Raw genomic sequence first — 13,616 nt, 5'->3', positions numbered from 1 at the left:
TTACATCCCTTCATGACATTAAATTAATACAACTCTTTCTAATACAAGACAATTTATAAGGATTTCTATATAATAAATCAATTTTTTTCACAATTTGATTAACATCTACTTCATTAGAGAAACCCAGATAAATAATTGCCCCTCTATTTGCTACTGCTTTTGCAACTTCTATTTGATTCTCAGCCACGGCAATGACAATCGAAGGTAGTCCTAAAAAAATTCTTTCCCAAGTTGTCGCTCCACCTGCGCCAATTGCCAAATCAGCCTTAGCCATTAATTCAGCAATATTATTAATTTGACAATAAAAATTAATATTTCTTTGTTTTAAAGTAATATCTTCTATACGGTTTTTATTCAGATTAGAATTACCTACAACGACATCAATCACAAAATTGTATTTTTCAACTAGAGGAATTATTGAAATTAATGTTTTCATTGTTTCGTTTGTTGGATCACTACCCCCAAAAAAAATAAATAATCTTTTCATTTTACCATTAAATTGTTTAAAATTCTTTTTAGCTATAATAAATTCATCTCGTAACAACGCATATTTGGGGCCTAATAACATCCTTGTTGTAGAAGGGACTAAATCTTTATACCGATTATCCATATTTAAATAAAAATTTTGATCCAGTAAAATATCACAGTCGTGCTGACGGTTAGCCAAATCATCAATAACCATTATTTTTTTTGTATATTGCCGCATTAATTTTTCCCATTTGAAATCAATTGAGTAATGGTCAATAATTAGCTTATCTACAGAACTCCCCCTCAATATCTCTATAGTTTCCTTAGCATCTACTTCCCATCTTTTTGATATATATTTCCATAAAGAACCTTCACAAATAGGCAATTTATATACATGGAAACCTTGCTGTTCTATTAAATCTATACAGTCACCTTTAGCGCGTCTACAAATGAATGCAATAGTATTTCCTTCTTTTTCTAGTCTATGAGCTAAAGTTAAACAACGCATTACATGTCCTGTGCCTATTTCATAGGAAGCATCCACTCGCATTAATACGTTCATACTATCACCTATATTTTCTTTTGCTCTATATGAGCATTAATATTAAACCAATCAGGATTTTCTTTCATTACATTTACTGTATCTAGTAAAGTGAATCTTGGATTTTTAACGTATAATGCTTGTATTATATTTTTAATCAATTCAAAATCTTCGGTTGTATCTACTGTCCAGCGAAATTTGCTATAGTCAAAATCATTTTTCACATTAGCAATTTTAAAAATATTAGGATTTGAATAAAAAAATGCAGTTACATGCTCACGTTCTCTTTCTAATGTCGCTTCTTTATAAGCTTTTTCTAAAGCTGCGAATGTAAAAATTTCAGTATCTAATCCTCGTGGATATGTACGCTCTATTGTATTAGAGACGTAATCAAAATGACCCTTTTCTAAAAAAAATCCAATCGTTTTATCAACAACCTGTACATCAATAATAGGGCAATCGGATGTAATTCTTACAATAACGTCTGCATTAAATTCAACTGCAGTTTCATAATATCTTTCTAGTACATCTGTTTCAGAACCTCTATAATACAAGATATTTTGTTCCTCACAAAAAGTGATAATTTTATCATCTTGTTCTTTTTTTGTTGTTGCGATAACAAATTCGTTAATGAATATACTATTGCTTAAACGCTCTAGCTGATAGGAAAGTAGTGGCTTTTCGTTTATTTCTTTTAAAATTTTACCAGGTAAGCGTGTTGAGCCCATTCTCGCTTGAATAATTGCTACAACTTTCATTTACTCACCTTCTCTAGCTCACTTAACACTGCTACGACTACATCATATACATCACTATCTGTCATTTTAGGGAAAAGCGGCAATGTAATCATTGCTTTATATAGCGCTTCAGCTTTTGGCATTGAACCTTCTTTATAGCCTAACTCCTTATAATATGACAATGTATGCACTGGTATATAATGCACGTTCACACCTATATTTTGTGCCACTAATGAATCAAATATTTCCCTCCGTGTTGCATTAAGCTTTTCCAGATTTAATTGAATAACATATAAATGCCAGCTTGAAAAACACCCTTTAAGTGGTTGAGGGGTTATTAATAACTCACTATCTTTAAATGCTTTATCATACATTTGTGCAATTTCACACCGGCGTGCAACAAAACGATCTAGCTTTTCCATCTGGCTTATTCCCAAAGCAGCCTGAATATCTGTCATTCGATAATTGTAGCCTAAAAACTGCATATCATAGTACCAAGGGCCATCATTTTTAATAATCTTTTCAGTATCTCTCGTAATACCATGTGAGCGGAATTGTAATAGCTTTTTATAATAGAAATAATTATTTGTTGTAATCACTCCACCCTCACCAGTTGTGACATGCTTCACAGGATGAAAACTAAACATCGTCATGTCGCTCAATGCACCAATTTTTTGTCCTTTATATTTAGCACCAAGTGCATGTGCTGCATCTTCAATAACAATTAATTTATACTTTTTTGCGATGGCATGAATTTCATCTAACTGCACAGGCTGCCCAGTAAAATGAACAGGAATAATTGCTTTTGTATTCGGCGTAATATTTTTTTCTATTTCTAATGGATCTATGTTATATGTATCCTCCTTAATATCTGCAAAAACCACTGTTCCCCCTACATAACGTACACAATTTGCACTAGCTGCAAAAGTTATTGGTGAGGTAATAACTTCATTTCCTTCTACAATACCAGCAGCAAAGCACGCACCATGAAGTGCAGCAGTTCCATTAGAAAATGCTACTGCATATTTGGCACCTACATATTCGGCGACTGCATCTTCAAATTTAGAAATTGTTGGACCAGTCGTTAAATGACTACTCTTTAAAACATTCACCACAGCCTGTATATCCTGATCATCAAGCCATTGTTGTCCATACGGTAAATATGTATCTCTCATTTTATTTAGCTCCTTTAAAGAAAAAATGCAGTCAATGACTACATTTCTTCTACTAAATCTCTTAATTGTTCAATATTTAGCCATTCGTTATTATTATCACTTGTATAAGCAAATCCATCAGGTAGAGCTTTTCCACCATTTAATTGTCCTTGAGGCCACCAAGCAAGCTCAGGCTGAATAACATAATAGTCATCGAACTCTATCGTATGGCGTGCATCGTCTTCCATAATCATCGCTTCATGTAATTTTTCACCAGGTCGAATACCGATAATTTTTATTTCACATTCTGGAGCAATTGCTTTTGCTAAATCTGTTACCTTCATACTTGGGATTTTCGGTACAAAAATCTCTCCACCATACATTCGCTCTAAATTATTCAGAACAAATTGTACTCCTTGCTCAAGTGTAATCCAAAATCGAGTCATCCGGTCATCAGTAATGGGTAAAGTACCTGCTTCCTTTATCTTTTTGAAAAAAGGAACTACACTTCCTCGACTTCCCACAACATTTCCATAGCGGACAACTGAAAAGCGCGTTTTCTTTTCTCCAACATACGAATTAGCAGCAACAAATAGCTTATCAGATGCTAGTTTTGTAGCACCATATAAATTGACAGGTGAACAAGCTTTATCTGTTGATAATGCAATGACCTTTTCCACTCCACGATCAATCGCTGCTTCAATAATGTTTTGGGCACCATGAATATTTGTTTTTACTGCCTCAAAAGGGTTATATTCACATGCATCAACATGCTTCATAGCAGCTGCATGTATAACAATATCTACTCCATCAAATGCACGGTATAAACGCTCTTTATCCCGAACATCACCGATAAAGAAACGAATACGTTCATCCTTAAATTCTTGCTTCATTTCGTATTGTTTCAACTCATCTCGGCTAAAAACAATTATCTTTTTTACATCTAATGTAAGTGCCTTACTTATAAACTTTTTTCCAAATGACCCTGTTCCTCCTGTGACTAGCACTATTTTATTCATCAATGGATTTTTTTCCATAAATTAATCACCTTTACCTATAAAATTCTATATTCTTTAATTCACTGGTACTTCATAAATCTCAACTTGCTCAAAAAAAGGCATAATTTCATATTCAAATAAATCAGCAACCAGTAAAAAATCGTGAATTGCTAATCCATTATTAATTTCTTCTAAAAAATCATGAATTTTTTCAACCTCTAATAATTTAGAAATTCCGTGAAATTTTAATATTTGATTTACATCAACTAACCAATTAACACCTTCACTAAAATCTAAAATCATCCCTAAAGCTTCTTGTATTTTATTTTCTCTAATATGATTTACAATTTGTTGACATCCATTAGGAATATTTAATAAGTAATTATTATAACTTTCCATAATATCCTTATGCATTACATCCATTTTCTTCATTCTCCTTATCTTCTCTTAATTTTTTTATAAGATTCATAGTATATTTACGTGTCTTTATTACTGCATCTATATATTTTGTATATAATGTTTTACTCTGATTATATACTCTTTTATAAGCTTGTTCAGGTGTTTCATTTTTAGTAGCAGAAAAATGCTTAAGCACATGTAAATTTATAGGATCAACAATTACATTTAATGAAGTTTTTTGTTGTAAATTTAAGATTTCTTCATCGTTACACTCCATTTTTTTCAAAATATCATTATTAAATTTAGTTTTCAAAGTATTTTTAGACATCAATTTTAAGTTTTTCCTTAGAATTACTTCAATAGTATCAAGATTCTCTAACTCTTTACTGAAATTTTTTATTAATAATTCATAATCAATATTTTTATCCTTATTTTTATTAAACTTATTATTTATCTTTATTTTTTCATCAGTATATTTTTCACAAAAATCCCCAAAAGGTATTTGTACAAATCCTTCTAGTTTTATCCCTCCTTCAGTGCTATTAAATATCAATCTATCATTAAAATCATTTTTTATTAAAAACTCAAATGACTGTTTCATAGCCATAAAAGAATAGTCAGTTAATACTTCGTCACCATTATAGCCTTCAGCTTTGATAAACCCCTTTGATTTAATTTCTCTTTCAGTAAGGATTTTGAAGTTTTTATTGCTCTCCGCATGAGTTTGATTATATGTAAATGCTAAATCTTGACCAATAAGTGTAATTGGTCCAGTTGTCAAATACGTTGCAAGGGATAATGCAAAATGGGCAACAGATCCTCCACCTGGTAAAACAACTACATTATCGGTTGTAGTTTTTTCAAGATGTTCTTTAAATGACTCATCACCTCTCCCTAAAAAATAAAATGATTTATTTGTAAATGATTCTCTAATTTTATAATGACTGTACATTAAATATACAAAATTTGAATGACTTAATTGCAATTCCTTAAAATGATTGTAATTAACTTCTTGACTGTCTATCGAAACCACAAAATCAGGTTCTATAGAAAAAGCTAACAACGTATTAATTGCTGAGCCTGAAGCAATTAATATAAGCTTATCACGATATTTTTTTATTGTTTGCAATTGTTTCGTTAAAGATGGACCCCCAGAAACAACAACGATAGGACTAGTTAAACACTTTTTCAATTCATAAATTGAACTATCATGAATAGCCTGTCTTATATTATATAAATAGTTACGTTGCCATTCTTCAGACATTAAATTAATTGTGTTTTCACTTACGCGATCTATAGCTAATTTATCTTTTATAACTCTCAAAAAATCTATATACATTTTTGTACAAATTTTATCATAATTCGGCGAGCAACAAATTGTAACGTTGTTAGTAATAGTGAAACTGTTTGCTATATCATTTTTTAATTGATTCTTATTAATATAGTTAATCAAAGTTACCCTATTATCCTCAACTGATATATTACTTAGAATAGGTTCTATAACAATCAGGCTATCTTCTTCACTCATTTTTTTCAAAAAAGCATCTACTATGATTCCTGTTCCATAACCAAATAAAATATGTATATTCTGAGGTTTAAAATTTTCCAACACAAAATTTTCAGCCTCTAAAAAAGGATTATATTTGCTATGTAAGTAATATCCATTTACACGTAATGTTTTCATTCCATTTTTCGTTATGACATCTTCAATAACGTAGGTTTGTTCCATAAATTTCACCTCTTATAATTTATCGGTTTTATTTTTCAAAAATAAAGAAAAACTCGTATTTCTCAAAGAGAAACACGAGTTTTCAGATTGTAGACAAAAGCCCATCGAGAAGTTCACTCTCGATGGCTTTTGTCATTTTTCTTCCTATTTTATTTTCAACATTTGGTAATATACTACCAAATTCAACATACTCTTCGAGCTTAGTTGCTCTCTTAAGCTACTTGCCACGTCCAAGTAGCCAGTTTCTTTAAATTCATGGCAGCAAAAGTAAGCATCGCCTGCATGGACAATTTTTTTAGACCTCTTAAGGTTGTCCATCGCATACCATGCTTTTCTTTTGCATCGGCAAAGACACGCTCAATCGTTTCTTTGCGCTTTGCATAAATCTGTTTGATGTCATAGGAATGGCGTAAATGTTCAGCTTCCTCCACATACGACTCCCAAATATGGCGTTGAATGAGTTTTTGATGATGCTTACTTTCTGTACATTGGGAAAGGCTTGGACACTTCGCACAAATCAAAGGATTCGATTTATATTGGCGATATCCTTCCTTCGTCGTTGTCGCATACTTCAATATCTGCCCTTGTGGGCAAAGATAACAATTATAGTGCTCGTCATATGTATACTCGTGCTTTCGGAAGAATCCATCTTTCGTTTTAGGACGTGTATACGGAAGAACAGGCAACATTTGATTCTCTAACAAAAAGTTCGTAATCGCTGGTGTTTTATAGGCTGCATCTGCCGCAACGGCGATTGGTTTTTGAACGTTTTGAATGACCCTTTCCACAAGTGGCTGTAATACATGGCTATCGTGCACATTTCCCGGAGTCACAATGGTACCTAAGACAAAGCCTTTTTCGTCTGTGGCTGCATGAAAGGAATATGCAAACTGCTTCGTACGTTCATCCTTCACGTAATAGCCACTTTCAGGATCTGTCGTGCTTTCCTTTATTTCTTTCCATTCTTCTTTTTCAAATTTCTCCGGGGGAAAGGGCTTTTTTCCGTGTTCCTCACGATCCATATTTAACTCTAATTGAAGCTTCTCTTCATAAGCCCGTGTTTCTTTTCGCACGATCTTTTTATCATACTTCCGTTTATTCGCACTCGCTTTCACATGCGTAGAATCGATAAATAAATGGTCTGCATGGAGGAGTCCTTGATGCATAATCTCTTTTAAAATACGATAGAATATCTGTTCAAATATATCGGTGTCTTGAAAGCGACAGACATAATTTTTACCGAAGGTAGAGAAATGCAGGACTTCTGTATGGAAGCCAAATCCTAAAAACCAGCGATACGCCATATTCGTTTCAATTTCTTTGATCGTTTGACGCATGGAGCGAATGCCAAAAACATATTGAATAAACGTCATTTTAAAGAGAACAACAGGATCAATACTTGGACGCCCATTAGGTGAATAGAGATGTTCTACTAAAGGATAGATAAATGAAAAATCAATAGCAGCCTCCAGTTTTCTCACTAAATGATCGTTGGGAACTAATTGATCAATCGTTAACATTTCTAATTGTTCACGTTCATTGGTATGATTTTTCGTCATCATGGTTGATCACCTCAAAAGTTTACTTTTTATCAATAGATGAATAAGGAATTCTTTATGTAGAAGTTGATTGGAACGAAGGGCGGCGACTCCTGCGGGAAAAGCGGGAAAGTCGAGATCCTGGACTGAGCGAAGCGAGGGAAGCAGCTCGACCCCGCCCGCGGAAAGCGTCCGCCCGTAGTGGAAATCAACGGCTTTACTTTATTTCATTGTAAAAGAAAAAAGACTGTAGGCAAACTCAAAATTCATCGAGTTTGTCTACAGTCTGAAAACTCGTATTTCTCAAAGAGAAACACGAGTTTTCATCAACTGATTGGAAAATATTATTGTAGTAATTGTAAAACACCTTGTGGTTGTTGGTTAGCTTGAGCTAGCATAGATTGTGCAGCTTGAGTAAGGATGTTATTCTTAGTGAATGCCATCATCTCAGCAGCCATATCAGTATCACGAATACGTGATTCAGCAGCTGTTAAGTTTTCAGAAGCAGCACCTAAGTTATTGATTGTATGCTCTAAACGGTTTTGAACCGCACCAAGTGCAGAACGTTGAGTAGAAACAGTTTTGATTGCTTTATCAATAATAGAAATTGCTTTACTTGCTTTAGAACCTGTAGAAATACTAGCATCTTTAAGATCTGCATCAAGTTTTGAAACTGCCATATTGTTAATTTTCAAATTCATAGTTTGACCTGAATTTGCACCAATTTGGAAAGTAAGACCATCTTTAGATTGTGCACCATTTAATAATTTCTTTTCATTGAATTCAGTAGTAGTTGCAATACGATTAATTTCATCTTTTAATTGAACAATTTCATCTTGTAAGAAGTTACGATCTGTTGCTTCGTTTGTATCGTTACGAGATTGTACTGCTAATTCACGCATACGTTGTAGGATAGCGTGAGTTTCATTAAGAGCACCCTCAGCAGTTTGAATTAATGAAATTGAGTCTTGAGAGTTTTTAGATGCCATGTCAAGACCTTTGATTTGAGCGCGCATTTTTTCAGAGATTGCTAAACCAGCAGCATCGTCACCAGCACGGTTAATTTTGTAACCTGAAGATAATTTCTCAAGGTTTTTAGCTGATTGAGAGTTGTTGAAAGCTAGATTACGGTGTGTGTTTAAAGCTGAAATGTTGTGTTGAATTCTCATTTGGAATTCCTCCTTGAATGTTTGTTTTGTTATTCCACATCCGTGTGGAATTTAGGATTAGGTAGTTATGTACTTCCCGCCCCTTACAATCTATATATCGTAATTAGTTGGAAATGTTTAATAGTTTTTTTAAATTTTTTTTATTTTTTATGTAATAGATTTTTTCGAGTTTAACTTTTTATTAAAACAGTTAATAAATTTAATTCTTATTTAGTTGTTCCAAGAAATTTGACGATGTCGATAAAGCTTCTTTGTTCTGTACTTGTATAGCTTCAAAAACTTCAGAACGATGAACTTTGACCGTTTTAGGTGCGATGATACCTAACTTAATTTGTTCACCTTCCACTGCTAATATTTTTATTTCAATATGGTCCCCAATCATAATAGATTCATCTTTCTTACGTGACAAGACTAGCATTACTTCGCACTTCCTTCCAGTGTTTGCATTGGGTAGCGTAATGGAAAAGCCTTACTATCCTGAAGTACGATTTGTTTACCATATTTTTTATCCATATTAATAACTAGTGGTGCAAGTAAATTAATGGTAGAGTCCTGTAGTGTTTCCTTCATTGTGACAACAGCGTATGCGAGAACATCTTCTTCATTTTCAATTTGGAGTTGTTCTAAATCCTCTTCACTTAAATCAAAGCTATAGTCTTTTTTAAACGCAAATGGGTAAGCCACTATAAAACCTATTTCATATTTCTCAACTGATTGTAGCAATACTAGTGGATGTTCTTCTGAGATGGGTAGTAATACAAATTTTTTATGTTCTTCTAATCCTAGTAGTCCATGTTCAAAAAAAAGTATGTCTTTTTCTTCAATTTCGACTTCACCTAAAAATTTTGTCGCAATTTTCATCTATTCTTCGCGCTCCTTTATATGATGACATTGATATCAACATCCGGTCTTTGTATCATTGTACCAGTTACTTTTCCTGGTGTGTATTCATGGATTGGTTTGTTCACTTTAGCGTCAATTATTGGTTCTTTGCGCTGAATATTAACATCCGTTGTACCTGGTGTATAGTCGATTTGCACTGACCCTATAGAGGGTACAAATTTAACGTTAATTTGTGCATGGTGTGGACCATAATTTTGTTTTGCAATATTTTGAATAGTAGCTCGTCCTTGACCTTTTCCAGCGTTGTCCATCATTTGACGTCCCTCTCTTGCTCTACGCGCCATCCCCTTAAGTGCCTCTTGTTTTCCTTTTTCTGCGTAGTTAGCACTTGATTCCAATGGACCAATCATTCCTATATCCCGTCTTGCCTGTGAAGAGTCTATTTTTAATATCCCTCTAGTTGTCCGTATTTCTAAAATAGCTGCTGGCTGTTCAATATGTTGTGTTGCTTTAGGTTGTTTAATATATTGCTGTGGCTTTGATATATTTAGGTCTATTTTGACATCTGTTGTATGAATTTGAATTTGTGGGAGCCTCACGTATACATCTCCTTTCAATAAAAGCGTCTGAACAAATAGTCCAAACGCTTGGTTGTTTAGTATAAAGTTTCCCCTGCCATCTCACTTACGGGGCAGAACCTTAGTAGATTTTATCTTATAAAATCTACTAAGGTTTGCTGAATAATTTTTGCTCCTACAGATAAAGCAGCTTGATGAATAGAATCCTGTGTTACCATATCTGTAATCGTTTTAGCATAATCTGTATCTTCATTAAGAGACAATTGTTTCGTTACATTGACTTCCTGAATACTTAGTCGATTTTCCATCAGCTCTACGCGATTTTGTCGAGCGCCGACATCTGCTCTTACAGTCAACGTGCTTTCATAAATACCATCTAAACCAGGGATTGTAGTAGCACCATTTGTCGTTTGCAATCCAAGTGTATTTCCGATTTCAACAGCTGTTGCACCATTTTGCAAAAGCGTGTTTATATTTGTCATAAACCCATCGATATCGTTAAATAAATCAGCACCTGGTGTGTTTATATTCATTGAGATGCCATCAAAAACGTTAATATCAATTGATTTTTGTCCTCCAGCTGGGGTAAGGGCCGGGTTTTGTGGTCCTGTATTATCAGTATAAAGCGGTAGGTTTGTATGCGTACCTGAAAAAATATAGTTCTCTCCCACTTTTGTATTGGCGATATCACGTAATTGTTCCTTAATCTGTTTCATTTCTGCATTTATTTTTTGACGATCATCAGTAGTAGTTGTATCAGTTGCTGCTTGTATTATAAGCTCTTTTACACGTTTTAATGCAGCACCTACTTGATCGAGAGACTCATCTGTTGTATCTAGCCATGTATTTGCATCGCGAATATTTCTTTGGTATTGTTGATTTTTATCAAGATCTATACGATAGCCCATCCCTTTTACTGCTACAACTGGATCATCCGATGGTCTTGAAATTTTACTACCTGAGTCTAGCATATTTTGATACTTAGACATTTTGCTGTAGCTTGTATTTAAATTGCGTAGCATATTACTAGATAGCATTGATTGTGTGACACGCATAATTTATCTCCTCTCAGTTAAGTGACTATTTTTATAGCCCTACTCTTCCCATACCATTGATAATTTTATCTAATGTTTCATCCACAACTGTAATCATACGTGCATTAGCATTGTATGCTTGTTGGAATGTTATCATATTAGTCATTTCTTCATCTAAGGAAACCGAACTCATGGAATCACGGTTACTAGCAATTTGCAAGTGCAATGTTTCAGAGTTGTATGCACTACGTATTGCTTCTTGTCCCTTTACTGCTAAATCCCCCACCAATGATTTATAGTAGCTTTGGAATGTTCCTTGCTTTAAGTTTGCTTGTGCCTGTGTTTGTAGCTCTGCTAGCTTACGCATGTTTTGGTTATTTCCTTCTTCACCCGTTGTATCTGATACGGCTACTTGTTTTGGATCAGTAATCACTACTTTGAAATCACGAGCAGTTGTTCCAGAGAAGAAGTCTAGACCTGTACTATTGTCTAAACCAAAACCTGCTTTATGGACATCATTAAATTTTGTAATAAATTCATTTGCTAGTTTATCTAGGTTATCTATCATTTCTGGATAAGTACCTTGTCCACCACTATGTCCATACGCATCTATTAAAGCACGCAATGAACCTTTCCCTTGATCCATTTGACTGTAATCAATCGTATAAGGGCCAGTCGTTGGATCACCTGGTGGTGCGCCGATAGCTGAAATTTTAAGTTCACTAAAGTTATAATATCCTCCAGTGGCTTGGTCATCCACCTCACCATCGACACGTTGATTATTTGTATCCATCGTTGCAAGAGCAGCATATTCTTTACCTTCTACTAATTTAATAGGTGTGCTACCATCCGCTGGTACATATGTAATCGTCATAGATCCTTCAGCTACGTCTTTTGCTAATCCACCTGATTTTTCAAAAGATATTGATACAGGAATATGTTCATTTAACTCATCTACTAATAAATCGCGAGCATCATATAAATCATTTGGTACATAGCCACTAGGCTCTACTTCTTGGATTTGCTTATTAATGGCTGCAATTTGTTTAAGAATTGAATTTACTTTATCTGTTGATACACTTATTTCATTTCCAATATTGCCCTGAATCTGTTTTATTTGTCTATCCATATAATTAAAGGAATCTGCTATTGATTTTCCTTTTGCTATTAACACTTGTCTTGCCGCAGAGTCTTTAGGGTTATCAATAACATCCTCCATTGCCTTCCAAAAATCAGTAAAAGATTGATTGATACCAAATTCTGAAGGCTCTGCCATAATATCTTCCATCTGCGCAATCGACTTTGCTGCTGAATCCCAATACCCCAACTTATTCGTTTCTTGACGATACTGTCGATCAATAAATTGATCGCGAATACGTTGGATAGACCCCGCTTCCACCCCAGTACCAAGATGTCCTGGATAGGTTGGTTGGTTTAAACCGGCTGTTGGAAAACCTGGTGTCGCCTGCATGTTTACTCGTTGGCGTGAGTAACCTAATGTGTTGGCGTTGGAAATATTATGTCCTGTTGTGTATAAAGCTGTTTGTTGAGTAAAGAGGCCGCGTTTACTTGTTTCTAGACCCATAAATGTTGAGCGCATGTTTCTTCCTCCCTTATTAGGCTTGTGAATCGAAATATGATTTTTTAGCTATGTTATTTGTGCCATGAACCTCGTTGCTAGAGTAGTTCATTTGCTCTGTGCGAGGTCTTACAGCATCTAATGTTAGGTTGACGATTTGTAGTGATTGGAAAACAAGTTTTTGATTTAAGTCATTTTGTTTTCGTAGGTCAGTGATAATTTGCAGTAAACGATCGCGAACTACTGATAAGGTTGCTTTGTCAGCCTGTTGGTCAGCAGCCTCGATGACATCTGCGACAGTCGTTTTGTCAGATGAAGCAAGTCCCTTTGCTTCGAGGTAGTCCGTTACCTGTTTCTGACGCTGTTGCTCGAGCTTATCGATGGCCGCTATGTGTGCCTGCTCATCCTTGAGCAATTGGTCTAGAGCTTCGATATCGCCAGCTTTAATGATTTCTGTTTTTTTCAAGGCTAGTTCAAGTAAACTTTTATGCATTCTTTCTAGCATCGTTAATGTAGAATTAATCGCTTCTACAGACATATCGCTATACACCCTTTCTGCTGTTCCCTAGAAACGATAATATTTCAGCATATCCTCTGCTACTTTGCGAGCATCTACTTTGTATTCACCAGAATCAATGTCTTTTTTCAGCTGTTGTACGCGGTCAGCTCGCTCTGTACTGTATGTTGATACGCTTTTCATATCTTGAGCAGCTTTCGAAATCTCAATTTTATCAGCAAAAGATGCTTTGTTTGTATCTGATTTAACGTTACGTACTTGGTTTTTATAGGCGTTTACTGCATTAATTCCATAAGATGTAATTTTCATTTTGAAACCCCCCATCTAAAAAT

The 13,616-nt window shown here is 34.5% G+C and carries 15 protein-coding genes; all 15 read right to left on the bottom strand.

Features of this window, described 5'->3' with window-relative positions; all coding sequences use genetic code 11:
* Window positions 1–10: 10 nt before the first annotated feature.
* A complete protein-coding gene (gene pseG / locus MHI22_RS19690) occupies window positions 11–1,030 on the bottom strand; it encodes a UDP-2,4-diacetamido-2,4,6-trideoxy-beta-L-altropyranose hydrolase (RefSeq protein WP_340812577.1) in 1,020 nt (339 codons plus the stop codon).
* 8 nt (window positions 1,031–1,038) lie between these two features.
* A complete protein-coding gene (locus MHI22_RS19685) occupies window positions 1,039–1,767 on the bottom strand; it encodes a glycosyltransferase family protein (RefSeq protein WP_340812576.1) in 729 nt (242 codons plus the stop codon).
* The gene (gene pseC / locus MHI22_RS19680) at window positions 1,764–2,921 is read right to left on the bottom strand and encodes a UDP-4-amino-4,6-dideoxy-N-acetyl-beta-L-altrosamine transaminase (RefSeq protein WP_340812575.1); all 1,158 of its coding nucleotides are present in this window, start codon (window positions 2,919–2,921) and stop codon (window positions 1,764–1,766) included. The genes MHI22_RS19685 and pseC overlap by 4 nt, the downstream gene beginning before the upstream one ends.
* A gap of 38 nt (window positions 2,922–2,959) precedes the next feature.
* A complete protein-coding gene (pseB, locus tag MHI22_RS19675) occupies window positions 2,960–3,937 on the bottom strand; it encodes a UDP-N-acetylglucosamine 4,6-dehydratase (inverting) (protein ID WP_340812574.1) in 978 nt (325 codons plus the stop codon).
* Between the two features lie 36 nt (window positions 3,938–3,973).
* Window positions 3,974–4,321, bottom strand: coding sequence for a hypothetical protein (locus MHI22_RS19670; RefSeq protein WP_340812573.1), 348 nt, complete (start codon window positions 4,319–4,321; stop codon window positions 3,974–3,976).
* Window positions 4,305–6,026, bottom strand: a complete 1,722-nt coding sequence (locus MHI22_RS19665; protein ID WP_340812572.1) for a motility associated factor glycosyltransferase family protein — start codon at window positions 6,024–6,026, stop codon at window positions 4,305–4,307. Before MHI22_RS19665 ends, MHI22_RS19670 begins: the two co-directional genes overlap by 17 nt.
* A 212-nt stretch (window positions 6,027–6,238) precedes the next feature.
* Entirely contained in the window at window positions 6,239–7,588 is a 1,350-nt protein-coding gene (locus tag MHI22_RS19660) for an IS1182-like element ISBsp5 family transposase (RefSeq protein ID WP_340812571.1), read from the bottom strand.
* Between the two features lie 320 nt (window positions 7,589–7,908).
* Window positions 7,909–8,733, bottom strand: coding sequence for a flagellin N-terminal helical domain-containing protein (locus MHI22_RS19655; protein ID WP_340812570.1), 825 nt, complete (start codon window positions 8,731–8,733; stop codon window positions 7,909–7,911).
* Between the two features lie 199 nt (window positions 8,734–8,932).
* Entirely contained in the window at window positions 8,933–9,151 is a 219-nt protein-coding gene (gene csrA / locus MHI22_RS19650) for a carbon storage regulator CsrA (protein ID WP_340812569.1), read from the bottom strand.
* On the bottom strand, window positions 9,151–9,594 hold the full coding sequence (gene fliW, locus MHI22_RS19645; RefSeq protein ID WP_340812568.1) for a flagellar assembly protein FliW: 444 nt from the start codon (window positions 9,592–9,594) through the stop codon (window positions 9,151–9,153). The genes csrA and fliW overlap by 1 nt, the downstream gene beginning before the upstream one ends.
* A gap of 17 nt (window positions 9,595–9,611) precedes the next feature.
* Entirely contained in the window at window positions 9,612–10,175 is a 564-nt protein-coding gene (locus MHI22_RS19640) for a DUF6470 family protein (RefSeq protein WP_340812567.1), read from the bottom strand.
* A 110-nt stretch (window positions 10,176–10,285) separates the two neighbouring features.
* Window positions 10,286–11,209: a flagellar hook-associated protein FlgL gene (gene flgL, locus MHI22_RS19635; RefSeq protein ID WP_340812566.1), complete on the bottom strand. Its 924-nt coding sequence runs from the start codon at window positions 11,207–11,209 to the stop codon at window positions 10,286–10,288.
* A 31-nt stretch (window positions 11,210–11,240) separates the two neighbouring features.
* Window positions 11,241–12,788 (bottom strand): flagellar hook-associated protein FlgK, encoded by a 1,548-nt coding sequence (gene flgK / locus MHI22_RS19630; RefSeq protein WP_340812565.1) that lies wholly within the window; start codon window positions 12,786–12,788, stop codon window positions 11,241–11,243.
* Window positions 12,789–12,804: 16 nt separating this feature from the next.
* Entirely contained in the window at window positions 12,805–13,305 is a 501-nt protein-coding gene (locus MHI22_RS19625; RefSeq protein ID WP_058843853.1) for a flagellar protein FlgN, read from the bottom strand.
* 27 nt (window positions 13,306–13,332) lie between these two features.
* The gene (gene flgM, locus MHI22_RS19620) at window positions 13,333–13,593 is read right to left on the bottom strand and encodes a flagellar biosynthesis anti-sigma factor FlgM (RefSeq protein ID WP_036121087.1); all 261 of its coding nucleotides are present in this window, start codon (window positions 13,591–13,593) and stop codon (window positions 13,333–13,335) included.
* Window positions 13,594–13,616 lie beyond the last annotated feature (23 nt).

The sequence above is a fragment of the Lysinibacillus sp. FSL L8-0312 genome (assembly GCF_038003285.1).
GTDB lineage: Bacteria > Bacillota > Bacilli > Bacillales_A > Planococcaceae > Lysinibacillus > Lysinibacillus fusiformis_D.
Note: the sequence above shows the minus strand (reverse complement) of the source record. Positions and strands in the feature narration are given on the sequence as shown.

Excerpts from the sequence above, each read along its gene's own strand:
- MHI22_RS19670 (WP_340812573.1), bottom strand. The coding sequence starts at position 4,321 with ATGGATGTAATGCATAAGGATATTATGGAAAGTTATAATAATTACTTA.
- flgL (WP_340812566.1), bottom strand. The coding sequence starts at position 11,209 with ATGCGTGTCACACAATCAATGCTATCTAGTAATATGCTACGCAATTTA.
- MHI22_RS19685 (WP_340812576.1), bottom strand. The coding sequence starts at position 1,767 with ATGAAAGTTGTAGCAATTATTCAAGCGAGAATGGGCTCAACACGCTTA.
- pseC (WP_340812575.1), bottom strand. The coding sequence starts at position 2,921 with ATGAGAGATACATATTTACCGTATGGACAACAATGGCTTGATGATCAG.
- MHI22_RS19625 (WP_058843853.1), bottom strand. The coding sequence starts at position 13,305 with ATGTCTGTAGAAGCGATTAATTCTACATTAACGATGCTAGAAAGAATG.
- flgM (WP_036121087.1), bottom strand. The coding sequence starts at position 13,593 with ATGAAAATTACATCTTATGGAATTAATGCAGTAAACGCCTATAAAAAC.
- MHI22_RS19665 (WP_340812572.1), bottom strand. The coding sequence starts at position 6,026 with ATGGAACAAACCTACGTTATTGAAGATGTCATAACGAAAAATGGAATG.
- MHI22_RS19655 (WP_340812570.1), bottom strand. The coding sequence starts at position 8,733 with ATGAGAATTCAACACAACATTTCAGCTTTAAACACACACCGTAATCTA.
- csrA (WP_340812569.1), bottom strand. The coding sequence starts at position 9,151 with ATGCTAGTCTTGTCACGTAAGAAAGATGAATCTATTATGATTGGGGAC.
- flgK (WP_340812565.1), bottom strand. The coding sequence starts at position 12,788 with ATGCGCTCAACATTTATGGGTCTAGAAACAAGTAAACGCGGCCTCTTT.
- pseB (WP_340812574.1), bottom strand. The coding sequence starts at position 3,937 with ATGGAAAAAAATCCATTGATGAATAAAATAGTGCTAGTCACAGGAGGA.
- pseG (WP_340812577.1), bottom strand. The coding sequence starts at position 1,030 with ATGAACGTATTAATGCGAGTGGATGCTTCCTATGAAATAGGCACAGGA.
- MHI22_RS19660 (WP_340812571.1), bottom strand. The coding sequence starts at position 7,588 with ATGATGACGAAAAATCATACCAATGAACGTGAACAATTAGAAATGTTA.
- fliW (WP_340812568.1), bottom strand. The coding sequence starts at position 9,594 with ATGAAAATTGCGACAAAATTTTTAGGTGAAGTCGAAATTGAAGAAAAA.